The organism is Vampirovibrio sp. (genome assembly GCF_041737375.1).
Classification (GTDB): domain Bacteria; phylum Cyanobacteriota; class Vampirovibrionia; order Vampirovibrionales; family Vampirovibrionaceae; genus Vampirovibrio.
Genome location: NZ_JBGSRV010000011.1, coordinates 55,626 through 77,859 on the forward strand (window position 1 = coordinate 55,626; position 22,234 = coordinate 77,859).

A 22,234-nucleotide genomic window follows, 5' to 3' on the forward strand; every position below is an offset into this window, starting at 1 on the left:
TTCGTTTTTGAGATGACTGATTTTGATAAGGCTCATTTTTTATCTGAAATTAACCTGAACGGCTTTTGTGTGCGAGAGCGTGTGATTCCAGCGCCTTTGCTGCTGCGGTTGAAGCGGGACTTGGAAGCGGCCATTGAGAAAGAGGCCGCCTATCATGCTGGCACCGATTATCAGGACTACGGCATGGTTTTGCTTTGTCCCCTTTACGGAGATTCTTTTTTAGAGTTATTGGCTCTGGATGCTTTTATTAAACCCGTGGAAGCGGTGATGGGAGAGCATTGCATTGTTTATTCCTATACTTCTTCTTCCATGCCGCCTGAAGGCAGTAATTATTCGGCTCGCATTCACAATGATTGCGCCATTCATATGCCCTCCGATTATTTAACCCGCTTTGGGGCGCTGATTACCCTGGATGATTTTACCGAGCAAAATGGCGCTACCTGGGTGTTGCCGGGTTCACATCATCTCGAGGAAGCACCGTCAGAGCAGGCGTTTTACGAGCAGGCTGTTCGGCTCAAGGTGCCTGCCGGTAGCGTTTGGTACGCCCATCCCAAAGTGTGGCATTCTGGCAGTTTAAATCGCACTCAGTTGTGGCGACATGCGGTTACCATAGGCTTTTGCAGGGCTTACATGAAGCAGCGTCTGGATATTCCACGGGTTTTGCAAGCTCAGCCGGTAGAGTTAACCCATTGCCAGCCCCGTGTTCTCCAGAAGCTGGGTTTTCATGCTCAGGTTCCGGCTTCTTATAATGAGTACTACGCCCCGCCGGAACATCGTTCCTTCAGGCAGCTTGCCGACTAGTTTACGCACTCCCCTTTCATCGTATAAAAGGACTTGAATTATGACCTCTTTAAAAACAGATCATCACTATCAGGAAGTGATCAACGCCAACATTGAAGTGCATTCCCGCACAGCGGATGAGTATCATACTGAACCCCATTTTCGCCCGGAAAACATTGCCAAAGTAAATGAAAAACTGGGCAATCTGGCTCGCCAGACTCAAGCCCAAAAAATGCTGGATTTGGGGTGCGGTACGGGTTTCATGATCAATATCGCCAAGCAGTATGTGCCTCATATTGATGGGGTTGATGTGACTCAAGCCATGCTGGATCGGGTGGATACTAGCGGTGAGGCCAACATTCGTTTGTTTAACCACGATACGGGTTCGTTTACGGTGGAAAAAAACGCTTACGATCTGGTGACTGCATACTCTTTCTTGCACCATTTGTATGACATTGTGCCTACCCTGAAAACCGCTTATGACGCGCTAAAGCCGGGCGGTAAATTTTATGTGGATCTGGACCCTAATTACTATTTTTGGGCCGGTATCGATCAGCTGGATCGGGATGGCGCATATGATGCCATTGTGAAGCGTGAAATTGAAATGGTGAGCCATATTGATGAGCAGGTGGGGAAGCGTTTTAACATTGATTTTGAGCTGATTAATCTGGCTGAGTATGGCAAAAATGTGAAAGGCGGCTTTAAGGCCGAAGAGTTAGATCCCCTATTGCGGAGTGTGGGCTTTCAGTCGGTGGAGCTCCAGTATTACTGGTATATCGGGCAGGGTTATCTCATTAACCATGAACAGTATTCCCCCGATAAAAGACAGGAGTATGCGGAAGTGACAGAAGACGTTCTGCAAAAACTGCTGCCCCTTTCCAAAGGGTTGTACAAGTATTTGGGCTTTGTGGCCACCAAATAAACCGCCGTGAAGGAGTCAACCATGCCAGAGCCATTAAATGCCTATTTGCCCGCCTATCAGGATGAATTTTTATACGCGCTGGACAATCGTCTGATTCTGAACTGGTACCCCCAGCGCATTATGTCTATGGCTCAAGGGGATTCTCTGCTTGAGCTGGGGGTGGGACACGGGTTTTCCACGCATTTGTTTGCCCAGCATTTTAAGCGGCATGTGGTACTAGAGGGTTCTTCGGCGGTGATTCAGCAGTTTCAGCAAAATTTCCCCGATTGCGGCGCTGAAATTGTGGCCGGTTATTTTGAAACCTTTGAAACCACAGAGCGCTTTGATGTGATTGTGATGGGCTTTGTGCTGGAGCATGTGGATGCGCCTGAGGTCATCTTGTCTCGCTTTAAGTCGTTTTTGAAGCCGGGTGGCTCCATTTATCTAACCGTGCCTAACGCCGAGGCGTTGAATAAGCGGCTGGGGTATGAGGCCGGTTTGCTGCCCTCTTTGTTTCAGCTGGGGGCTGGCGATCTGGCCCTGGGGCATCAGCGGCTTTTTTCTGTGGAAACCTTGAAAACGCTGGTTCAACAATGCGGTTATCGCTGTGAAACATTGGAGGGCATTTTTTTAAAGCCCATTACCACACAGCAAATTCAAACCTTGGCGCTTTCGGAAGCCATTTTACAGGGCATGTTAAAAGTGGGCATCCATTATCCTGAATTATGCGTGGCCCTCTTTATGGAGATTAAAGAGGCCGAAACGATTGCCTAGCCCCTTGAAAATCCTGATTATTGGCGGTCATTCCATGGTGGGAAAGCGCCTTTTGGATCGGCTGGGGCCAAATTTTGAGGTGCGAACCGCAGGCCGTCATCCTGAGGATGATGTCTGGTTTGATTTATTAGAAGAGGGCCTTGCGCCTGAGCTTTCGCAGGCGGCGTTTGATGTGGTGATTCACTGTGCCGCCAGCTTTGCTGATAATTCACCGGAGGGCTTTCTGCTGAATCAAAAAACCAATGCAGGTGGGGCTTTACAAGTAACGCGGCTGTTGCAGGCGGTGGGTTGCAATCGATTGATTTATGTATCGAGCATTTCTATTTTTGATCATCCTGAAAATCAATATTACGGCTCTTATGGCCTCTCCAAGCGCCATGCTCAGGAAATGCTGGAACTGTACGCTCGATTTCACCACATCCGTTTTACGGCTTTGATGTTGTCGCAAATTTATGACGATCGAGGCGAGGCCAAAAAGCATCAGGCTTTTATTTATCACTTGCTGGAAATGGCTCGAACCAATCAGGAATGTGTGTTGTGGGGCCATCAATCTCCCCTGAGAAATTTATTGTTTATTGAGGATGTCACCACCCTCATTGAAAAGGTGATTGAACAAGATTTGGTGGGTAGTTACGTTTGCGCTCACCCCCAAAGCCCAAGCATTTTAGAGATTGCGAAAACAGCTTACGAGGTGTTTGATCATCCGCCCCAAATCCGCATCGATCCCACTCAGCCTAATCCACCTTCTATTTTTGTACCCATCGATTTTTCCATTTATGAGCGACTGAATTATTTCCCACAAACCGATTTGAAAACCGGGTTTTTAAAGTACCGACAGTACGTGGAGGGCCTCAAGTCATGCCCATGACAAGAACGCCTAAAACGGTTATGGTGACTGGGGTGGGAGCCATTATTGGGTATGGGGTTATTCGGGCTTTGCGCCAATGTGGTACTCCGGTTCGCATTATTGGGCTGGATATTTTTTCGGATGCAGTGGGCCAGCACTGGTGCGATGCTTTTCGGCAGGCTCCCCTGACCAGCCATCCCGAGTATTTACCGTTTATTCACGACATGGTGCGGGCCTTTCAAGTGGATTTGATCATTCCGGGCATTGAGCAGGACGTTTCCTTTTGGGCGAATCATGTTTCTGAAATGGCGGACATGAACGCTCAGGTGGTGTTGAACCCCCCGGAACTGATTACTTTGGCCGATGACAAATGGATCACCCATCAGGCGTTGGTTCAAAAGCAGTTTGCCACCATTCCCACGGTGATTGAAGGCACCTTTGAATCACTCAGTCAGCAATGGGGGGTGCCTTTTTTGATCAAGCCACGGCGTTCTTATGCCAGTAAAGGCATTGAGCGGGTTTTCAGTGAAGCTGATTTCAACTATTGGCATCAGCGCCTGGGCGATAATTTTATGGCCCAGCAAAGGGTGGGCAGTGATGAGGATGAGTACACTTGTGCTGTGTTTGGCGATGGCCAAGGGCGCATGCTGGCGCACATCTGCTTTCGGCGAACGCTCAGTGGAGAAGGATCTACGGCCAAGGCAGAAGTGGTTTTTAACACGGATTTAACCGAACGTTTGATTCAGCTGACTCAGGCATTTCAACCCCAAGGCCCTTGCAATTTTCAGTTTAGAAAACATCAGGGTGAGTTTTTGCTGCTGGAAATCAATCCCCGCATTTCCTCCTCAACATCCCTGCGAACTTTGTTTGGATATAATGAAGCGCAATTGTGTCTGGATTTTTATTTGCATCAACGAGAGATTTTCCAGCCCGCCGTTCAGGCTGGAAAAGCGGTGCGTTATATTGAAGATGTGTTGCTCGCATGAAGCTTGGAATTATCGCTGATATTCATGGCAATTACCCGGCGCTTAAGGCGGTGTTGGCCGAGCTGGATGGCCTGGGAGTGCAGGATATTATTTCATTGGGCGATGTGGCTGGGTATTACTCGATGATCAACGAGTGTATTCAAGCGCTTCGAGAACGATCGATTGTGAATATTATGGGAAATCATGATCATTATCTGGCTTTTAATGCCGGTTGCCCCCGTTCAAATGCCGCCAATCAGTGTTTGAATTATCAAAGGCAAGTTATTACCGAGGATCATAAAGCCTGGTTGTCTCGCTCACCGGCTTCTCTCTCTCGGGGAGCGTTGCGTATGGTGCATGGGGGATGGCACGATGTACGGGAAGAGTATCTGGTGCAGCCTTCTGCGTCATACTTTGAAAAGCTGGAAGGCCGGTTTTTCTTTTCCGGGCATGTGCATGTGCAAATTTTGGTGCCACTGGGCGCAAAAACTTACTGTAATCCGGGTTCAGTGGGGCAGCCTCGGGATGGTAAGCCTGAAGCGGGTTTTGCTGTGTTTGAGGACGATGTGATTACCTTGCATCGGGTGGCTTATGATGTGGACGCAACCGCACAGGCCATGAAAAACGCGGGGTTTGCCCCTTACTTTTATGAGAATCTGTATCAAGGTACTCGCATTGGTGGAAACATTTCTACCATTAGGCCCACTGCTTAATCAGAGCTTGTTGTTGATGACCCGAAAAATTGCCATTTTGCAATCCAACTATATTCCCTGGAAGGGGTACTTTGATTTAATGGCTTCGGTCGATGAATTTATCATTTATGATGAGGTGCAATTTACCCGTCAGGATTGGCGAAATCGCAATCGTATCAAAACGGCGGATGGGCCGAAGTGGTTGACGATTCCGGTGGCCCAAAAAGGCCGCATGGAGAAAAATATTTCTGAAATAGAGGTGCTGTACGATTCCAGATGGGCGCATAAGCATTGGGCCACTATCTGCCAGAATTATCTGAAAGCGCCGTTTTTTAAAGCTTTTCAAGCGCCGTTTCAAGCTTTTTATGAGGCATTACCTGAGCGGAAATTATCGTTGTCTGCCATTAATTATGAACTGATCCAAATCATTAACCAGATACTGGGTATTCACACACCTATTTTAAATTCCGCTGATTTTGAGATGCAGGGCGATCGGTGTCAACGCTTGATTCATTTATGCCAGCAACGGTCGGCTTCTCATTACTTATCGGGGCCTGCGGCTCAAAGTTATCTGGATGAATCACTGTTTCAAAAAGCGGGCATTGAGGTTCAGTGGATGGATTATTCTCGATACCCGGAGTACCCTCAACTGTACCCCCCCTTTGATCATGCGGTTAGCGTTGTGGATTTGATTTTTAATGTGGGTCCCGATGCTTTATCCTATTTAAGCGCCTGATTTTAGGAGACTGCTTTGGCATTGTTGTAGTCGCTGCTCAAAGTCGCTTCCTGTTTTTTCGCGCTTTTTTGGGCCAAGCCCACTATAAGTGAATACAGTGTTTGAATGGCATGGTGATTGCTGGGCATGTCTTGCGCAACTGCCGCCATTTTTTTCTGCCAGTCTGCCAACAACAAGGCATCTCTGGACAGGGATAAAGCCAGATGCTCAAAGTCTTGCTGATTTTGGCAGCGCAAGGCGGGGGGGAGGCTTGTGGAGACATCCCCTTCTGCCAGGGTAACCACCGGAATGCTCAGTTTCAGGGCCAGTTGTGCGCTGACATTGCCCCCGCTTCGAAATGGATTCAGGTAAACATCGCACATGGCATAAAACGAGCGTAAATCTTGTTGGAAATCGAAGCTTTTAACGCGCTCGTGGGCAACCAGTCCGGCCTTCTTTAAAACGTCCAATACCTCTTTGTGGTCTCCGACAAAGAACAAGTAATTTTTTTCATGGTCTTCTAACAAGCGGTGGCAAATTTCTAAAAATTGTTTATCCAGCTCTCTGCCCAGTCGGTTGCCAGCCACCACAAATACAAAGGCATCTGCGGGAACCTGATAGGTGGTCTTGTCAAAACTTTCTTCGCCTTTTTCCGGGGTTATATTCAAATTCCAGTTCAAGGCAGGCTCCTGAATGCCCAGTTTATCAATGGCTTCTTTTTCAGCGGGATTCAAAGCATCATGACTGAGCAAATACTGATCGGCCCACGCAATGGGAAGATTACGCGTGGTATTAATACTGAGTATGGGTATTTTTTGATAAAAATAATCAGTGGAAAATAACACGTCACCCAGATTAATTAATACATCAAAGCGCTCTTTTTCAATATAGTCCCAAATATCAACCATGCTGTGCAGATCAAAGGGTTTGGGTGAGCGGCTATACAGTTGAATGGCGGTTTTGCCAAAATCTGGATCTTCATAATTGACGACCTGTTTGCCCACAAAGCCATCATAAAAATTAGGGGTAATGCCGTTAAAATATTCAACCGGATTGCTAAAAGGCATGAGGTTGGTGTTAATAACATGGACTTCCAGCCCATGTTGTTGCATGAGTCCTGAGGCCATTAAGAGCAGGTTTTTGGTAGGGGCATGCAAAATGCTTAAAACCTGACTGACCACGATGGCAACTTTTTTGACTTCACCGTTGGAGTGATAAGTTTCTGTGTCTTGAACGCAATTTAAAATATTGCGCATCATTTGATGGTAAGAGGGGCGCATGCAATCTTCTCGCACATGCCAAACCGTTTTTGGGTTTAAGTTGCCCCCGTTTTGAAATAGATTGTTGAGTATATTCCAGATGAGACAATGATAATGTTCTGGTGCCTGGGTTTGTTTGAATAGCTCACCGGCTATCTCTTTTAGCAGGTTTTCATCTTTAAAAGCGTTAAACAGAAAACTTTTAAATAATAACTGATGATTTCTGGCAATGAGACGCTTATTTTCCACTAGATAGGACAGTAATTTTTTACGGTCCTTGGCATCCAGTTTTGTAATGGTTTCTATCACTTTCATTAACAATCGCATTTTTGAGTCCAGCACTTTGTTACTGGCAAAAATTTGGGTTAATGAGCAGACAATGGATTGTGCTTCAGGCTTCAAGATGGTTCACCCGGTTGGCATGCCTATTTTTTTATTATGACAGAATTGAAGCGCCTTGAGCGCCAGCCCCGGTAACACATCCCTCTTTTGGGGGAGACAATTCCCGATTGAGTAAGGGCCTGACTTTGGGGTGAGTTCGATTGAACTTTTCCTGTTGATCCTTCAAGGTATCGACTGGCTGGGTAGGGTAATTGTAAAAACGCTGCCTTCACCGGGTGTGCTGCGGGCTGTAATGCTGCCTTTATGACGTTTGGCAATGCGTTTGCAAATAGCCAGCCCCATTCCTGAGCCTGAATAATCCTCTATGCCATGGATGCGGTAAAATGCGTCAAATATGTGTTCGGCATGTTGTTGATCAAAGCCAATGCCATTATCGCTTACCGTAATTTGGCAGGTTTGTTTCTGTTGGGTGCTGGAAATTTCAACAACCGGAATGGCCTGTGGTGCCTGATATTTTAAAGCGTTTTCAATCAGATTTTGAAAGAGTTGTTTGAGTTGGCTTTCATCGCCCATCACTGGGGTGAAGGCTCCAATTTTTAATACGGCTTTTTTTTCGGCAATTTGCTGATCCAGTTTTAGCAAAACGTCTTTAAGCAGGGCTGAGAGATCAAGGGGCTTAAATAAACCGGGGTTAGAAACACGAGCCAGCGCCAGCAGATTTTGGGTCAGTTCCCGCATGGTTTGCGCGGATTTTCGGATTCGTTGCAATCGGTCTTTACTGCTGTCGGATAGTGTGTTTTGGGAATCCGCTTCAATCATTTCACTAAATATGCCAATCCGGCGAAGCGGGGCCTGTAAATCATGGGAGGCGATGCTGGCGAAGGCTTCCAGATCCTGGTTAATGATTTCCAGTGAAGTGGCGTAATCCTCTAGCTGTAATGCTGTACTCAGTGCTTTGTCTCTGGCTTTTTCCGCTGCCATACGGGCCTGGTCGCTTTCGGCAATGGCAATCAGGGAGTTTTTTAAGGCGGATTCGGCTTGCGCTTTGGCGGCTTCTGTTTTGCGTTTGATATCATCCGCTCTCACGATATCTTCTGCCTGAGTGTTGTCCGTATGCTCCGCTTGGGCGTTGGTTACTTTTGCCTCCAGTCGTGCTTCTTCCACTTTGTTTCTGGCGCTTTCCGCTGAAAAACGGGCATCTTCCGCCTTGTCTCTGGCCAGCTCCGCTTGACTACGGGCAAGCTCCGCTTGACTACGGGCAAGCTCTGATGCCTCAATGGCTGTTTTGGCCTCCTCAAGTACATGGCCCCGGAGGGTTAGCGGTTTGTCCGGCTGTGCGGGATCGGCTTCGGGTGCCACTGCCGGGCTGATTGTCAGGGCTTCTGCCTTTGTGCCTTTCCGGGGTTCTTTTTGAGGTGTTTGAACCCGAGCTTGCGCCTCCATTTCCGAGGGGTCAGCTTTTTTTGCGGTGTGGGGGGTAATAGCAGGGTCTGACATAATGGAAACGGCACTCTCAGGTTATTAAACAAGGTGATTGAACCTATTGATGGACTGGTTTGAATGGGCGTTGGACGTGTCGTTAAATTAGCATTTTTAGGGATATTAAAAAATTAGCCAGGCTACTTCTGGCAGGAGCGATTCGGTTTGAACCAATGGCTTGGGCGGGTTCTCCGGGGCATGGGGTTGAGCCTTTTTCTTTTGCCTCCCTGCTTGAATGGGCTGCTCAGCTTTGATGGTATAATGCTTCTCTCTAGGTCCAAGGAATACCCGATGAGCTGGTGTTGAAATCTGGATAAGGACGCTTTGCTCGTGTCAAACAAGTTAAAAATACTGGATATTCAGGCCTACTTTAAATTATTAAGCCAGCAATTATCAACGTACCTGCTACTGGCTGTTTTGCTGGTTGGGTTAATCCTGAGCGGCTCTGGTTTTGATGTGTCTGGGCCTCAATCCCAGTGGCCTGAAGAAAGCGGCATGATTGCTCTGGACCTCACGCAATCCGAAGCCTGTCCTTACCCCGAGAATCAGCCGGTTCTCAAAACAGATACCATTACGGATCCGCAAATTCGTTATAAGCGACCACGTTTACTGCATTTTGCCAGCGCCACCGTCAAGCCTAACCCGCAATATGCCCAAGCCAGGAAAATTCGAGATCCGCCAAGCTTCAGCCTGTGCCTGTAGGGTGAAAATGGCCCGAGCGGCTGCTTGATAAGTCGGCGCTTGATGCCAACAGGCGGCTTCCGTAAAATCTGTATTTAATAAGCGAAAAGCGAAGTTTTTAAAGAAAAGAGGACTATCGAATGGAACAAGTTATTTTAGGGGTTAAAAAATTCCAAAAGGAAATTTACCCTGAGAAGCAATCCCTGTTTCAAGCTCTGGCCAAAAAGCAGGACCCTAAAATTCTGTTTATCACCTGTTCGGACTCCCGGATTGACCCTTCCCTGATTACCCAGACCGACCCGGGCAGCATGTTTTTGATTCAAAACGCCGGTAATATTATTCCGCCTCATGGTTCGCCTTATGGTGGTACCGGTGCCTCTATTGAGTATGCTGTTACCGTTTTGAATGTGGAGCATATTATTATTTGTGGTCATACCTGTTGTGGGGCCATGGCAGCCTTGCTCGACGCTCGTTTGGTAGAGGATATTCCGATTATCAGGCAATGGATTTCCTATGCGGATTCCACACGGGCCATTGTACAGGCGGCCCCGGCCAGCTTAAGCAAGGAAGAACGCATGAGCCTGTGCATTAAACAAAATGTTCAGGTGCAGATGAGTCACCTGAAAACCATTCCTTCGGTGGCGGCCCGTTTGTCCGCGGGGCAGTTGTCTCTGCACGGATGGGTTTATCACATTGAATCTGGCAGTATTGATGTGTATTCCACTGGCGACAAGGAGTTTGTTCCCTTTGAGCAAGCTTACCCGGAGCCTGCACTGGTTCATTAGTTACCATGCCGATTGTTTGCCGTTTGCTCATGGTTTAAAACTTTCGCTGCAAGCGGCTTTTAATCGGATAAATCTTTCCTGACCTCTCAACAAAAGTGCCTGATCTTACCATGTAGGATCAGGCACTTTTTAGTTGCGTGGTGGATTTTGGTTTTATTCTGCCACGGTTTCTTCGGATGAAGCCGGGGTGCTCATGCTGGATTCTTCCACGGCGCCAGGGTTTTCGGTGCCGGGGCCTGGAATGACATCCTTGCTTTTTTCAGTGGCGGGGCTTTCAGCGGGTGCCTGAGTAGCCGGAGCCGCTGTGGCTGGAGCTGCGCTGGTTTTGGTTTCATCTACCATGGCCATTACCATCATTTGATTGACGGTACCAAGCAATTTGTTGGCTTGAGCCCCAAAGGTGGAAGGCTCCACTTGCAGTTCGTATTTGCGTACTTTTCTCACGGGTTTCAGGCCAGACATGCCCATTTGGCGAAAGGCCAGGTTGGCGGCCATGCCCAGTGCCTGACTGCCCACGTTTTCTTTTTCAAAACGAACCAGCCCCACCGGGTGAATGTCTTCTACCGCTTTTTTGAGGATGAAGTTTAATTGGTGGGCGGCAGCGTAGGAATCCCGCTTTTGTGCGCCGGAGTGCGTATAGAAGCGCACATGGCTGCCGGGGGTGGCCGATAATCCAAAGGTGGAATCTTTATCACTGCTGCCAAATGGATTGCCGGGTAAAAAGCCACCAATGGCTTTTAGTTTTTTAAAGTCCAGATAATAGGTGGCCGCAATGGGGGTGAAGTCGGAAAAGTCCTGATAGGCTTTGGTGCGGGTTTTGGTTTCACCGGCCTGGGCAAAGCCTGCGCCCAGCCCTTTCATGCCATCCACAAAGCCGGGTTTGGCCCCTGCGAAAATATCGGAGGCGGTGCTGAGGCTTTCCAGCGGAAACCCGGCAGGCACTACCGACCACACCACGTTTTTGCCAAACTTGGTGGCCCGTTGGGTGTTGCTGATTAAATCGGGGTTGTGGCTGCCTTTGCTGAGGGTTTGCTGCAAGTAGTTCTGATAATTGGCGCTGGCCGCCAATTCAGATTGAGGGGCCACTTCAAAGCCCGCTTCCGCCAATTGGGCCTGAAACTGCTGGTACATTTGATCGGTAATTTGCTGGCGAACTTCAGGGGTAATATTTTTGACATCCAGCTCCCAGCGGTTATCAGACCAGTTGCCCTGGGTAATGCCTTTCCAGGTGCTGCCGTCGGTTTGTTCGGACACCACTTCGGAAAAAACCACCTGAAAGCCGACGATGCCCACCCGGTGAACGCCATCCACCGACTCTTTGCGGGAAAACGTGCCCAGTTTGGGGCTTTTGGTTTCTACATAGTTTTTAGTAACCACGGAGGGTTGCTGTTGCAGGGCGTTGAAGTCAAAGGCGGACATCAATTCCTTGGCCTGCACGGGCAGGGAGGACAACAGGATGGTGCTGGCCAGCAGTAAACCGCAAAGCGGAGCGATTCTTGTGTTAAAGCGCATAAAAATAGTTTCCCTATCGGTTTTAATCAAAATGGAGTATTCAAACTCAACCTTTATCATAAAGCACACTGCAAAAACGAGCCAGTTGAATAGAGTTTCTGGCCCGTTTGTTGTATTGCCTAACCTTGTCCATCTGCTTTGGGCTGTTGAGAGGGGCCGTTGAATACCCCGCTTTAAATGCCTATTTTAATGAGGCGTTGCCGCCTGGGTTGAAATGGCGTCTATTTCAGCTTGCAGGGCCTCAAATTCTCCCGGCCCATAGGAGAGCAATTCAATCTCATACCCATCCGGGTCCTCAATAAACGCCATATCGCCACCGCCGGATCTGCCGCTGGGTTCTTCGGTAATGTTAATGCCATCAGCACGCATCTGTACAACGGTTGCGCTCATGTCCTGCACCCGAAAGGCCAGGTGAAAAATGTCTTCGGGCAGTTGAAAATCGGGATCCCAGGGGAGGTAAGCCAGTTCCAGCTCGGTGGGGGAACCGGGCATGGTTAAAAAAGCCAGTTGACTGCCACGGGGCGAGCTTTTTCGCCCTCGGCAAACCATATTGAAGTACCGGGTGTAAAAGGCAATGGAACGTTCCAGATTGCGTACTTTAAGCCGGGTGTGTAAAAACATGGTGGTTGCCTCCCTGTGGTTTACGGCTGAATGATTCAGGTTTGGAATGGATGGACTGCATGGACGGGTTACTTTGCCCCTGTCTTCCTAAAAGCCTTCCGGGTTGGCCAGATTGCTCAGTACCACCTGAGAGTCATCAATAAGGTGTAAAGGTTGTTTCATACGAAGGTTATTAAAGTATGAACACAGCCCGGATGAAAGCTCCCCTACCAGTCTATTCATGATTTATGGGGGGCAACAGGGGTAGGCTTTGGCGTTTGGTGATTTTCAGATTGAACTGATTCTGGGATGATGGGTAGGTAAGGCCCTGAGCGGCAAAGTGAGGACGGTTTGTTGAATAATACGGTGTTGCGGGTCGTGTGGGGTTGCTTGGCCTTTGGCTTGCTGGCCGGGAATATTGCCCAAGCGCAGCAAACCGTTTTTAACGCCCCATCTGCCGATGTCATGCCCTTGGGAGAGACGTTTCTGCAGCACGAGTCCCAGTTTCGAACCTGGCAGCCGGGGCGTTTTATCGTGAACACCGAATATTACGCCCACGGCATTGGTCACAATATTGAGTTGAACGCCACCCTGTTTAACCTGAACGCACCCCCTTCCGATAATATCGCACTGGGTCTGGGGTTTAAAAAAATTGTTCCCCTGCTGCCTAAAAAGTGGCCGCAGCGGGAGTTGAAGCTAACGGTGGGAGAAATCGTGCCGATTTCCTTGCAGGGAGAAGGGGTGGGTAATTGGACCTACGCGCACTTAAGCGGACGGGTGCCTAAGTTGAAAACTCGCTTGTCCGCTGGGGTTAGCACCGGTACCCGGCAAATATTCGGGCGCACCACGGTGGGCTTTGTAGGCACTTACGAGCAACCCATTACCCGCCGTTTACAGCTACAGGGCGACTGGTTTTCCGGCACCCATGCCCTGGGGTTTTTCATCACCGGCTTTAGTTATGCGTTGCCGGGGAATGTCACCCTGTTTGGGGGGTATCAAATTCCTAACAACAAGCGTAGCGGTCGGCAAGGCTTTGTGTTTGAAATGGCCAAATACTTAAAATAAGGGATTCACACCCAAGCGGCTTGTTGTTACGCCTCATGTCATTCCCTGCCTAAAAACAATTCAACCAACCGGCAATGAATTTTTATCTTTCAGGCCGTACAATAAATGCAGTCCATTACTCAGCAGCAATCATTGCATCTCTTGAGGATTGAATGCACGATTATTTTAGCGGTTCAAACCACCTGTCCCGGCGTGAGTTTTTAAAGGCACTGGCCGCAGCCAGTGGCGCTTTGTTGCTACCTTCCTTTTTCTCGAATGACTGGCTTCAAACGGCACTGGCGCAATTGCCAACCCCGCCCTTCTGGTGGTCGTCTCTGCGAGATGGCCATATTTACGGCCCGGAGCAAGCCCACGCCTGCTTCGGGTTGCCCGGTTCCTTAATGAAGCTGGTGGCCGCTTCCGCCTTGCTGGAAGAAGGGTTGATTTCTCCCCATCAGGTGTTGGAATGCCGGGGTACCTGGGTGCTGAAAGGAAAGCGCTATCATTGCCAGCAGGCCCACGGCAAGTTGACCATGGCGCAGGCTTTGGGCGTTTCTTGCAGTATTTACTTCGCTCAGGCGGCAGAAGTACTCAGCAGTCACCGGTTTTTACAATACGCGGAAGCCTTTCAGTTGAACCGGCCCACGCGCTCCGGGGACGGTTATTTATTTCCCACTCAGTCCGCGTTTCGATATTCTTCCCAGCGCTTGGTACTGGGCTTATCAACCGCTATGCAGCCCAGTGCCGCCCAACTGTTGCGAATGACCCGGCATATTGCCAAGCGGGATATTGCCGGTTTTCGGCCCCAAACCTGGCAAGTGCTACAAACGGGTATGCGGTTGGCCGCTACTCGGGGCACCGCTCACAACCTCGATCCTGCCAACCGTCTGCATATTGCGGCCAAAACCGGAACCGCTCCCTCTGGCGGCACCTATCAATCCTGGGTGGTGGGGTATTTTCCGGTTGAAAATCCCAAATACGTGTTTTGCGCCCGTGCCTTGAACGGCACCGCCAAAGATGTGGTGATCCCTACCGCCAGCCGCTATTTGCTCAGCCACTCATGGGCCTGAACCCGGAGATAATACAGGGTGCTGGTTGTCAAAAAAACAAACAGCACCGATCCAGTATTGATCCCTTACCCCTTAAGAATGATCATGCCAGCCCTTTGCCAATCTCCCGGTTTCAACTGGCTTAACTTCCCATTGGCAATGTGCGAATTCCCTCTGCCGGGTCTGGCCATGGCGTGGGCTTGTGTCAGTGTGGCGCCGTGCGAATGTTCTGTCGGTTACCGGGGTTCTTGCGCTGCCCGCCGTTGGGTTTCCTGTATTTTGGTTTCAATCCAGCGCAAGCTTTCGGTAGAAAGCACTTGCGCCCCGCTGGATTGGGCCAGTTGAAACTGTTTGCAGGCCAGTGGCCATTGTTGCCGGGCCTCATAAATCTGGCCCAGCTTCATATAAAAACTGGCTTGCCATAGGGGGGCGCTTTCATGAACGGCCAGCCCCAGTCCTTGCCGGGTTACATTTTCGGCCTGCTCCCAGTTTTTTTGTTGAATGTGCAGGCTGGCCAAGGCTTCCAGGGTATTCCACTGGCCCTCTTTGTTCTGGCTGGCCTGATCATGGCGCAGCGCCCTTAAAAAACAGGCAGCGGCCTTTTGAACTTGCCCCTGTTCCTGATAAAGTCCGGCCAAATTACACAAAGAAGCCGCCGCCGACTGCTGATTGCCTTGCGCCTCGTCCAGCGAGAGCGCTTTTTGGTAATGCTCAATGGCCTCTGTCGCTTGTTGCTGATCATCGTAAGCGGTGGCCAGTTGAAAATGCACTTCCGCCTGACGGGTCACATTGTCCGAGGAGTGGTACCAGCGCAGCGACTGCTGAAAGGCTTCTGTGGCGTCCGGGTATTGCTTTCGGTAGGCGTGTATCTCGCCCAAATCCTGATAAACCTGCCCCAGTCGGTCCAGCCACACCGCCCCCACCGTGTCATCCTCATACATCAGTTTGCGGATAACTTCCGCGGCTTTGGCCAGAGATGATAATGCGGCATTGTGATGGAAGGTTTTTTTGTTGACCGAGCCGTTCAGGCGATATATTTCAGCCACTACTTCTTTGCTGGCTTCGCTTTTCAGGCTAAGCGCCTTTTGCAGGCAATGACCGGCGCTTTCATAACGGCCATGGCTGGCACGGTAGCGGGCCAGTTCCACCAGCTCCTGAGCGATCAGGGCATGGTTTTGAGCGGCCACCGCAGCAGTTAAGCGATTTTGAATGGTTTTTTCCTGGGCATCCTGAGCTTTGGCCAGTTGGGAGGCCGATAGCACATCAACAGCGGCAGACATGGGCTTTTCTGTTTGCAAAACGCTCTGTTCAGCGGGCTGAGCGGGAGCCTCTTTGGAGGCTTGCCGTTTTTGATTTTCCAAATCCAGCCGTTCTCCCAAGCTTTGCTGATGGGAAAGCAGTTGTTTTTCTTCTTCAGTCAGTTCCAGCTCGGCCAATTGGGCCTGCATGGAGCGATGACCGTTGCCGCCTTGTAATAGGCTCATAAAGGAGGGCTGCTCGGCCACTACTTCGGCGGATACGCTTTCAATGGGCATGGCCTCTGGCAGCTGGATGTTTTTGTAATCTTCCAGTGTGAGTGGGGCAGAGCCGCTTACTGGCTTGCCAAACCCGGACAGATAAGCTTTGGAGGCCAGTGTGTGGCCATCCGGGTTGTTGAGCAGCATGGCGCCGCTGGCGGGCTTGCGCTCTCGAGAGGCGCTGCCATGGTACTTGGCTTCGGCCATAATGGCCCGGTTTTTAATTTTTAAAACACGGGTGTCGGCCTCCAGCCCCTTTTCTCGCATGTAAAAATCTTGCAAAATACCATGCACCCGCTCCCGCTCTTCGCTGGGCAGGCTGGTGTACAAAATGCGCTTCATGGCGTGATACAGCTCGTACCAAGGCTTAAAACTGCGGGCCTGTGGGTTGGCGGGGGTGGAACCCTGTTCTGGATCGCCGCTATTGCGAATATGGTCCAGCACTTCCTGAGGCGGGTATTTCACTTTTAGCAGCCCTTTTAGCAATGAATGCTCCAGCATGTCCTGAAGGGCTGGCAGGTCCAGCCCGGAAGGTCCTAACACCGGAAAGCACATGCCGGTTAAGGCCAGCAGGGTTGGGGTATCTACGGGATGCCGAATGAACGATAAAATTTGAAACAGGCGGCGATGCTGATCGGGCAAACGCTGATAAATCAGACCAGCCAGCGTGGTTAGGGTGTGAGCGGTATCGCTTTCCCCGCCAGCGGGATTTTCCAGCAGGCGATTCAGGGTTTGAAAATTAAGATGGGCTTGATGATGTAAATAATAGGCAATTTTCAACAACCAGGGCTGGCCATCGGTTTTACGCCAAAGTTGGCGCAAGGCCGCTTGTTCGGCTTGGGGGGCCGCCATGTTTTCTAAAATGCCGGGATCGGGCGGCTGGTTTTCGGCTTGACTTAAACGTTCCAGCAAGGCAATGGCGTCCTCTTCGGGTAAGCCTTCCAGCCGAATGTCGGCCACGCCTTCCTGATTGGGACTCATATCCGCATAAGGCAAGCGTTCCCCAATCAGCACCATTTTGATATTGGGAAAGGCCAGCAAAAAATTCAGCATTTCCTTAAAAGGGTAGGAGTTGAAGCGTAATTCTGGGTCTACAATGTATTCCACGTTATCCAGCACCAGCAGCAGGGGAATATGGGCCACCTGAGCAATCAGGTGTTCCAGCCGCTTTAATAAATCTTCCTGCGGGTTGCCACTGGTTGGGGCCGCTCGGTGTTCAGCGCCTGCTTCCCCCAAATTGGCGCAAACGTAGGTAATGTACTGGATCAGGAACTGGATAATCTCTTCAAAATCGGTGTGCCGGTTCACGTCAAACCACAGCAGTTGCTCCTGATGGCTGCCCATGACCTCAATCAGCCCACGTACCAGACTGGTTTTGCCGCTGCCCTGAGCGCCGCCCACCAGCACGATTTTGGTGGCCGGGGCGTTCAAGGAACGGGCTATTTTTAAAATAAAAGGCTTGCGATGTTGAAAAACTTTGGGTTCATAGCGAATGCAGCGCTTGGTAACTGCCAGTGGGGACAGCACATTGCGGCGTTCCGAAAAGGAAGCCTCCGGTTTGGAGCGGCGCGCGGGAACGAACGAGCCGTTTTCAATCCGCTCGATAAGGGCCGGGCTGATAAAAGTTAGAGGCGATACCATTGCCAAGGTTCCCGATTGCGTGGGGGGTGTTGTGGCTACCCATACTCACTCTCTTTTATTGTACACTGGGTGTTGCGCCCAAGTGGGTTCCTGCCGTGCGCAGGCCCAAAAACCCTCGGTCTGGAGGAGTGGCCTGTTCTCTGCCGATAGCGCTATTCGATTTCTATCTCTGACTTCACTCTTTGATCTCAATCTGTGATTTTGATACCAAATGCCCCGCAAGAAAGTTTGATTCCCATGTCTTTTGCTCAACCTGATTCTGCCCAATGGGATGCCTGGCTGGCCGATTGCCAGAGTATTGAGGTGCCTGTTCCCGCAGACCGGCTGGCTTTGTTTCAGCAATTTTATACCTTGTTGTTAACCGCCAATCAGTCGGTTAACCTCACCCGCATTACCGCCCCCCAGGATTTTCTGGATCGCAATTTGCTGGATTCTTTAACCCTCAGCCCCCTGATTCCCGAAGGGGCTTGCGTGGCTGATATTGGCAGCGGGGCAGGCTTTCCGGCCATCCCTCTGGCGTTGGCTCGCCCCGATTTATCGGTGGTGGCGGTGGAATCGGTGGGCAAAAAAGCGAACTTTATTCAGGAGGCAGCCCACGCGCTGGGCTTGAAAAATATAACGGTGTTGAGCCTACGAAGCGAAGAAATGGCTCGGGATGGGCGCTATAGGGCGCAGTTTGATGTGGTCACCGCTCGTGCGGTCGCCACTTTGCCCACCTTGCTGGAGTTGTGTATGCCACTGGTGAAAGTAAAAGGGCGCTTTTTGGCCATGAAGGGGCTGAACGCCGAAGTAGAACTGGCCGCCTCTCAAAAAGCTTTGAAGGTGCTGGCCACCCGCTACAGCGAAACCCGAACCTTTGGGCTGGAAAAACTACAGGGTTCTCGTTTGCTGGTGTTTGAGAAAACCGCCCACACGCAGGACGCTTACCCTCGCAATTCGGGTTTGCCTTCTAAAAAACCGATTTAGTGCATTAAAGATAGCTTTAAGCGCTGTTCGAGAATCATCTGTTGGGGTGGTCTACTAGCGTCTTTGCGCTGCTTAGGGCTAGGATTTTAAATTTTTGTGGATGCTGTTGGCGATTTGGGGTTTGCCGTCTTTTTCCATTAGCTCGGCCACATTTCGCAAAAAGTTCAGCACTTCCGGGTTGCCGGGAAGCGGGCCATTTTTGCCCACTGCCGCCGCGTTCATGGCAGGGCTGGCTGGCTTGCGAACAGGCACCGGGTTGGTGGCCGGGGCGTTTTTAAAGTTAACGGGTTGAACTGTTTTTTGAGCCGCCATGGCCCGATTAACCGGCGCTGTTTTGGATTGGTTTTTGGGGTTTTGAGCCGCCGCAATTTGCTGCTGGGCCTGTTGAAGCAGTTCTTGCTGCAAGGCTTGGGCCCGCTTCATTTCTTTCACCATGGTTTCATCGGGGAAAGTGGCTTTTTTAGCGGGCGGGGCCTTGGGCTTTTCGTTTTGCCGGTATTGGTTAATGGCTTGTTTAGAGGGGGCTGGGGGCTTGGCGGCAGGCTGTTTGGGTTCGCTAACCGCTTGCACCATAGAGATCAGTTGCTCCATGGTGGGTGTTTTACCGGCGAACGGATCGGTACCGGATAATGGCTGCTGCGGGGCCGCCGGTTTTTTAGGCATGGGTTTGGCGGGAGCCGCCGCAGGCGAGTCCAGATCCATTTGATTGAGCGAGCGCAGCCCGATCAGATCCTCAACGTGTTTTTTGCCGTTGGGTTTGCTGCTAAAGCCGTTGTGTTCGCCCTTGGGTTCTAAATCGTGCTTGCTGCGGTAGGCGCTGGCCATATCCTTAAAGCTGACTTTTTTGCCATTGTTCTGCTCCAGCAGGAGTTCTTCCAGATCGGGTTCCACTTGCTTGAGTTTCATGATTTTATGAATCACCGCCCCGCTCACGCCTAAGGCCAGCAAGGCCAGCAATCCACCTAAAATATAATTGTTGTAGCGTCCGTTTTTGGCTTTTTCAAGCAGTTCGTTGCTGGTGTTTGGCATGTCCATGCCCGTCAGGTTTAACGGCTCCACTTTTTCGGTGGCGGCGGGCAAGTTGGCAGGGGTTAAACTGGATGACTCTCCCTTGGTGCTGTTATCCACCAGCCCGCTAAAGGGAATACCTTCCGATTCAATGAGATCTAGACCCGTTTTGGCGGGAGTGTCGGCTGTATTGTTGGTATTGGGGGGTGGCAGGGTGGTTTGGGGCTTGCTTGCCGCTTGGGTGGGTTTGTTTGCCAGCTTTAAAGTAGTGGGTTCCACTAATTGCATCCCACTGTCCTGAATTTGCTGAAGGGTTTCCTGGGTTTGGCGATGGAAGCTGTCGTTGTTTGAAAGGCTGGGGTTTTGAAAATCGGGATTGCTGATACTAGCCGTATTATTGCTGGGGTTGAAAAATGCGATGGTGGGCGGCGCAAGGTTTTCTCCCCGAATGATCATGCGCACCTTGTGATCGTTGATGGGCTGCATGATCACGTGGCTGATGTTGCTGGCCCCGGTAAAGTTGGTGCGTACGGTTTGGCTGGCGTTGATTTGATCGATTTCCAGAATCAGCTTATTGTCAGAGGTGAGTATCTTTTGCACTGGCACAATGCTGCCGGTGTGCAGCATGATATGGGTTTGGTTTTGGACGGTTTTAAAGTCCACGCTTTCCAAATCAAAGTTTTCCGCCCAGCCAGTGGCGGCAAACCAAGGGGTTAGGGCGATGCCAAGGGCCAGAAGCCACTGCCGCTTTGAACCACAATAGATGGAATCCCACTGAATCTTGCGAGTCACGCTCATACCACCACCGTTCTTTCCACTCGTTTGGGCCAATCCACAAGGGATATATATCCTCAAAGTAACGTGTTTTCAGGGGGGCTTCATCAACCATCCGGTCGAGTTTAGCGGGGACAGGCTCAGCCCTTTGGGCAGGCAGGGGGATTTACATCTGGGTGCTGATCAACGCTGGGTGGGGCTTTTTACAGCTTGGGCAAACTTTTGGGGGCGGTATCACCGGTCACGTCACACAAGGAACGCTTGGTTTTTAAACCGCCTGCCTGAGGGGTGGTCACAAATTCGCAGGGGTTATAGCCTTGTTGTTTCAGGCTGCGGGAAAGCGCTTTCAGGGTTTCCACAGGCAGTTGCGGGGTTCTGGCTAAAATCCAGCCGTAACGCCGGGAAGGCTGGGCCACAATAAAGTGAGTGTAGTGGGGATCCAGCGTGGTAACCCAGTAGTCTCCAAGGGGTAGGTAAATCCAGCGGAATAGTTTGAGAAAGGTAGTGCGCTGCCTGGCCCCGGTGGCATCCAGAATTTCGGATCGCCCTTCGGCCACAAAGGGTTTTTTGTTGGTATCGCAGCGATTAATCACCTTAATCAGTGTGGGAGACAGCAAACTGTACTCATCGGTGGTGTTGCCAACGCACTGTTTTTCAAAAATGTTGGGGGTGTAAGCAATTTCGTACCACTTGCCCAAAAATCGGCTTAGTTCCACCTTTTTGACCGGTTCTAAAGGGGGATGCTTCTCGGCCATGGCTGCGGCGCTCCCCAATAGGCCCATCATCAATACACTGGATAGTATTTGTTTGAAGCCCATTGGCATCCTCTTTCACGCTGTTTACAAAATGACAAGTGTCGCACTATTCTAAACGTTTCACGGCGTGAAACCAAGTGCGTTACTGTCCATTTGGGTGAAAAAAGTAACGGGCGTTTTAAGGATGGGCCAGTTTTTAAAAACGTGTTTTAGGGTTGGGTGGCCGCTCCGGTTGGGTTTCCGGTAAGGGTGCATAAGGGTTGCTTGCTGGTTAGTCCGCCCGCTTGCGGCATGGTGATCAAGTCGCAGGGGTTGTAGCCTTGCTGAACCAGCTTTTGGCTCAATGCCTTCAGGGTTTCGGTGGACAGCTGCGGAGTGCGGGCTAAAATCCAGCCGTACTTGCGATCGGGGTGTCCAATTAAGGCGGTGGAATAATCGGGGGCCACATCCATAATCCAGTAGTGTCCTGAGGCCCAAAACTGCCAACCGAGCAAGGGCAGGTTTAAAAAGCTGACCTTGAGCTTGGCGTTGCTCTGGGGATCAACAATGCGGCCCAGACCCACGGCGCTCAGTCGTTTGCCATTGGATTTTTCACAGCTGTTAAATACAGAAACCTCACCGGAGGTGGTTTGGGTGTATTCCGCCGTGGTGTTGGCCACGCATTTGCGTTCAAAATACATGGGAATGGCGGCAATTTCGTACCACTTGCCGGTGTACTGATTGAGATCAACGCTGGGCGCGGTTTGGGGAGGGGCCTGACTCAGGGGAGGCAGTTGGGTCGTTGCCTCAGGAGGCGTTTGTGGTTCTGCCGCCGCCCATAGCCCTTGGCTCATGAATAGCCCCAGGCAACTGATTGCGAGTAGTCGCCCGATGAGGAATCCCTGTTTTGTCATAGCGCCGCTTTCCTTTGTTTAATAATTTCTGCTTGACCAGTGGCCAATATTTAGAATTCAAGCGCAAGCACACTGTAGAGGCAATTACCCTGACGGTCTATATCAACGCCCTGAGCCGCTGAGATAACCCTTTGGATGGCTTGAGGCAGTCTTTGCCCCTTCAGTCGGTGTAATAGACGGTTGCGGGATGTTCTTCGCCTGGGGGGTAGGTGTTGGAATCACACCAATAATCAGCCGATCCGGGAGGTGACAAAC

The 22,234-nt window shown here is 50.5% G+C and carries 20 protein-coding genes; 12 read left to right on the top strand and 8 right to left on the bottom strand.

Annotated elements, in window-relative coordinates:
• The first annotated feature begins 12 nt into the window (after positions 1-12).
• The 7 genes from ACEW81_RS08460 to ACEW81_RS08490 are packed head-to-tail and all read left to right on the top strand — an operon-like array spanning position 13 to position 5,695.
• Complete coding sequence (locus ACEW81_RS08460) at positions 13-801, top strand: phytanoyl-CoA dioxygenase family protein (protein WP_373532543.1); 789 nt, start codon at positions 13-15, stop codon at positions 799-801.
• Between the two features lie 40 nt (positions 802-841).
• Positions 842-1,702, top strand: coding sequence for a class I SAM-dependent DNA methyltransferase (locus ACEW81_RS08465; protein WP_373532544.1), 861 nt, complete (start codon positions 842-844; stop codon positions 1,700-1,702).
• Between the two features lie 21 nt (positions 1,703-1,723).
• Positions 1,724-2,455, top strand: a complete 732-nt coding sequence (locus tag ACEW81_RS08470) for a class I SAM-dependent methyltransferase (protein WP_373532545.1) — start codon at positions 1,724-1,726, stop codon at positions 2,453-2,455.
• Positions 2,448-3,323, top strand: a complete 876-nt coding sequence (locus ACEW81_RS08475) for an NAD-dependent epimerase/dehydratase family protein (protein WP_373532546.1) — start codon at positions 2,448-2,450, stop codon at positions 3,321-3,323. The genes ACEW81_RS08470 and ACEW81_RS08475 overlap by 8 nt, the downstream gene beginning before the upstream one ends.
• A complete protein-coding gene (locus ACEW81_RS08480) occupies positions 3,314-4,288 on the top strand; it encodes an ATP-grasp domain-containing protein (protein WP_373532547.1) in 975 nt (324 codons plus the stop codon). The genes ACEW81_RS08475 and ACEW81_RS08480 overlap by 10 nt, the downstream gene beginning before the upstream one ends.
• Positions 4,285-4,980 carry a metallophosphoesterase family protein gene (locus ACEW81_RS08485; protein WP_373532548.1) on the top strand — a complete coding sequence of 232 codons (696 nt, stop codon included), beginning with the start codon at positions 4,285-4,287 and terminating at the stop codon, positions 4,978-4,980. The genes ACEW81_RS08480 and ACEW81_RS08485 overlap by 4 nt, the downstream gene beginning before the upstream one ends.
• Positions 4,946-5,695, top strand: coding sequence for a WbqC family protein (locus tag ACEW81_RS08490; RefSeq protein WP_373532549.1), 750 nt, complete (start codon positions 4,946-4,948; stop codon positions 5,693-5,695). Before ACEW81_RS08485 ends, ACEW81_RS08490 begins: the two co-directional genes overlap by 35 nt.
• Before the next feature lie 2 nt (positions 5,696-5,697).
• On the opposite strand, the gene ACEW81_RS08495 is transcribed toward ACEW81_RS08490, so the two are convergent.
• Both ACEW81_RS08495 and ACEW81_RS08500 read right to left on the bottom strand, forming a co-directional pair.
• A complete protein-coding gene (locus ACEW81_RS08495; protein WP_373532550.1) occupies positions 5,698-7,335 on the bottom strand; it encodes a glycosyltransferase family protein in 1,638 nt (545 codons plus the stop codon).
• A gap of 162 nt (positions 7,336-7,497) precedes the next feature.
• Positions 7,498-8,772 (bottom strand): sensor histidine kinase, encoded by a 1,275-nt coding sequence (locus tag ACEW81_RS08500; protein WP_373532551.1) that lies wholly within the window; start codon positions 8,770-8,772, stop codon positions 7,498-7,500.
• A 312-nt stretch (positions 8,773-9,084) separates the two neighbouring features.
• Between ACEW81_RS08500 and ACEW81_RS08505 the strand changes: the two genes are divergently transcribed.
• On the top strand, positions 9,085-9,456 hold the full coding sequence (locus ACEW81_RS08505; protein WP_373532552.1) for a hypothetical protein: 372 nt from the start codon (positions 9,085-9,087) through the stop codon (positions 9,454-9,456).
• A 119-nt stretch (positions 9,457-9,575) separates the two neighbouring features.
• Positions 9,576-10,220 (top strand): carbonic anhydrase, encoded by a 645-nt coding sequence (locus tag ACEW81_RS08510; protein WP_373532553.1) that lies wholly within the window; start codon positions 9,576-9,578, stop codon positions 10,218-10,220.
• A 153-nt stretch (positions 10,221-10,373) separates the two neighbouring features.
• Here the strand turns inward: ACEW81_RS08510 and ACEW81_RS08515 are convergent, their stop codons facing one another.
• Complete coding sequence (locus ACEW81_RS08515; RefSeq protein ID WP_373532554.1) at positions 10,374-11,732, bottom strand: hypothetical protein; 1,359 nt, start codon at positions 11,730-11,732, stop codon at positions 10,374-10,376.
• A gap of 186 nt (positions 11,733-11,918) precedes the next feature.
• Positions 11,919-12,353, bottom strand: a complete 435-nt coding sequence (locus tag ACEW81_RS08520) for a VOC family protein (RefSeq protein ID WP_373532555.1) — start codon at positions 12,351-12,353, stop codon at positions 11,919-11,921.
• 330 nt (positions 12,354-12,683) lie between these two features.
• On the opposite strand from ACEW81_RS08520, the gene ACEW81_RS08525 reads away from it, so the two are divergent.
• Both ACEW81_RS08525 and ACEW81_RS08530 read left to right on the top strand, forming a co-directional pair.
• On the top strand, positions 12,684-13,397 hold the full coding sequence (locus ACEW81_RS08525) for a hypothetical protein (RefSeq protein WP_373532556.1): 714 nt from the start codon (positions 12,684-12,686) through the stop codon (positions 13,395-13,397).
• 152 nt (positions 13,398-13,549) lie between these two features.
• Positions 13,550-14,446: a penicillin-binding transpeptidase domain-containing protein gene (locus ACEW81_RS08530; RefSeq protein WP_373532557.1), complete on the top strand. Its 897-nt coding sequence runs from the start codon at positions 13,550-13,552 to the stop codon at positions 14,444-14,446.
• A gap of 215 nt (positions 14,447-14,661) precedes the next feature.
• Here the strand turns inward: ACEW81_RS08530 and ACEW81_RS08535 are convergent, their stop codons facing one another.
• Positions 14,662-17,583 (bottom strand): tetratricopeptide repeat protein, encoded by a 2,922-nt coding sequence (locus tag ACEW81_RS08535; protein ID WP_373532558.1) that lies wholly within the window; start codon positions 17,581-17,583, stop codon positions 14,662-14,664.
• A 237-nt stretch (positions 17,584-17,820) separates the two neighbouring features.
• Here ACEW81_RS08535 and rsmG point away from each other — a divergent pair, with 237 nt between their 5' ends.
• Complete coding sequence (gene rsmG / locus ACEW81_RS08540; protein ID WP_373532559.1) at positions 17,821-18,549, top strand: 16S rRNA (guanine(527)-N(7))-methyltransferase RsmG; 729 nt, start codon at positions 17,821-17,823, stop codon at positions 18,547-18,549.
• Between the two features lie 78 nt (positions 18,550-18,627).
• Here the strand turns inward: rsmG and ACEW81_RS08545 are convergent, their stop codons facing one another.
• The 3 genes from ACEW81_RS08545 to ACEW81_RS08555 all read right to left on the bottom strand — a co-directional run bounded on the left by ACEW81_RS08545 (position 18,628) and on the right by ACEW81_RS08555 (position 21,919).
• A complete protein-coding gene (locus tag ACEW81_RS08545) occupies positions 18,628-20,355 on the bottom strand; it encodes a hypothetical protein (RefSeq protein WP_373532560.1) in 1,728 nt (575 codons plus the stop codon).
• A 179-nt stretch (positions 20,356-20,534) separates the two neighbouring features.
• Entirely contained in the window at positions 20,535-21,149 is a 615-nt protein-coding gene (locus tag ACEW81_RS08550; protein WP_373532561.1) for a lipocalin family protein, read from the bottom strand.
• Positions 21,150-21,295: 146 nt separating this feature from the next.
• The gene (locus ACEW81_RS08555) at positions 21,296-21,919 is read right to left on the bottom strand and encodes a lipocalin family protein (RefSeq protein ID WP_373532562.1); all 624 of its coding nucleotides are present in this window, start codon (positions 21,917-21,919) and stop codon (positions 21,296-21,298) included.
• Positions 21,920-22,234 lie beyond the last annotated feature (315 nt).

Bases quoted from the DNA above. Each gene is read 5' to 3' on its own strand.
- ACEW81_RS08460 (WP_373532543.1), top strand. From the start codon at position 13: ATGACTGATTTTGATAAGGCTCATTTTTTATCTGAAATTAACCTGAAC.
- ACEW81_RS08465 (WP_373532544.1), top strand. From the start codon at position 842: ATGACCTCTTTAAAAACAGATCATCACTATCAGGAAGTGATCAACGCC.
- ACEW81_RS08470 (WP_373532545.1), top strand. From the start codon at position 1,724: ATGCCAGAGCCATTAAATGCCTATTTGCCCGCCTATCAGGATGAATTT.
- ACEW81_RS08480 (WP_373532547.1), top strand. From the start codon at position 3,314: ATGCCCATGACAAGAACGCCTAAAACGGTTATGGTGACTGGGGTGGGA.
- ACEW81_RS08485 (WP_373532548.1), top strand. From the start codon at position 4,285: ATGAAGCTTGGAATTATCGCTGATATTCATGGCAATTACCCGGCGCTT.
- ACEW81_RS08500 (WP_373532551.1), bottom strand. From the start codon at position 8,772: ATGTCAGACCCTGCTATTACCCCCCACACCGCAAAAAAAGCTGACCCC.
- ACEW81_RS08510 (WP_373532553.1), top strand. From the start codon at position 9,576: ATGGAACAAGTTATTTTAGGGGTTAAAAAATTCCAAAAGGAAATTTAC.
- ACEW81_RS08515 (WP_373532554.1), bottom strand. From the start codon at position 11,732: ATGCGCTTTAACACAAGAATCGCTCCGCTTTGCGGTTTACTGCTGGCC.
- ACEW81_RS08520 (WP_373532555.1), bottom strand. From the start codon at position 12,353: ATGTTTTTACACACCCGGCTTAAAGTACGCAATCTGGAACGTTCCATT.
- ACEW81_RS08530 (WP_373532557.1), top strand. From the start codon at position 13,550: ATGCACGATTATTTTAGCGGTTCAAACCACCTGTCCCGGCGTGAGTTT.
- ACEW81_RS08535 (WP_373532558.1), bottom strand. From the start codon at position 17,583: ATGGTATCGCCTCTAACTTTTATCAGCCCGGCCCTTATCGAGCGGATT.
- rsmG (WP_373532559.1), top strand. From the start codon at position 17,821: ATGTCTTTTGCTCAACCTGATTCTGCCCAATGGGATGCCTGGCTGGCC.
- ACEW81_RS08545 (WP_373532560.1), bottom strand. From the start codon at position 20,355: ATGAGCGTGACTCGCAAGATTCAGTGGGATTCCATCTATTGTGGTTCA.
- ACEW81_RS08550 (WP_373532561.1), bottom strand. From the start codon at position 21,149: ATGGGCTTCAAACAAATACTATCCAGTGTATTGATGATGGGCCTATTG.
- ACEW81_RS08555 (WP_373532562.1), bottom strand. From the start codon at position 21,919: ATGAGCCAAGGGCTATGGGCGGCGGCAGAACCACAAACGCCTCCTGAG.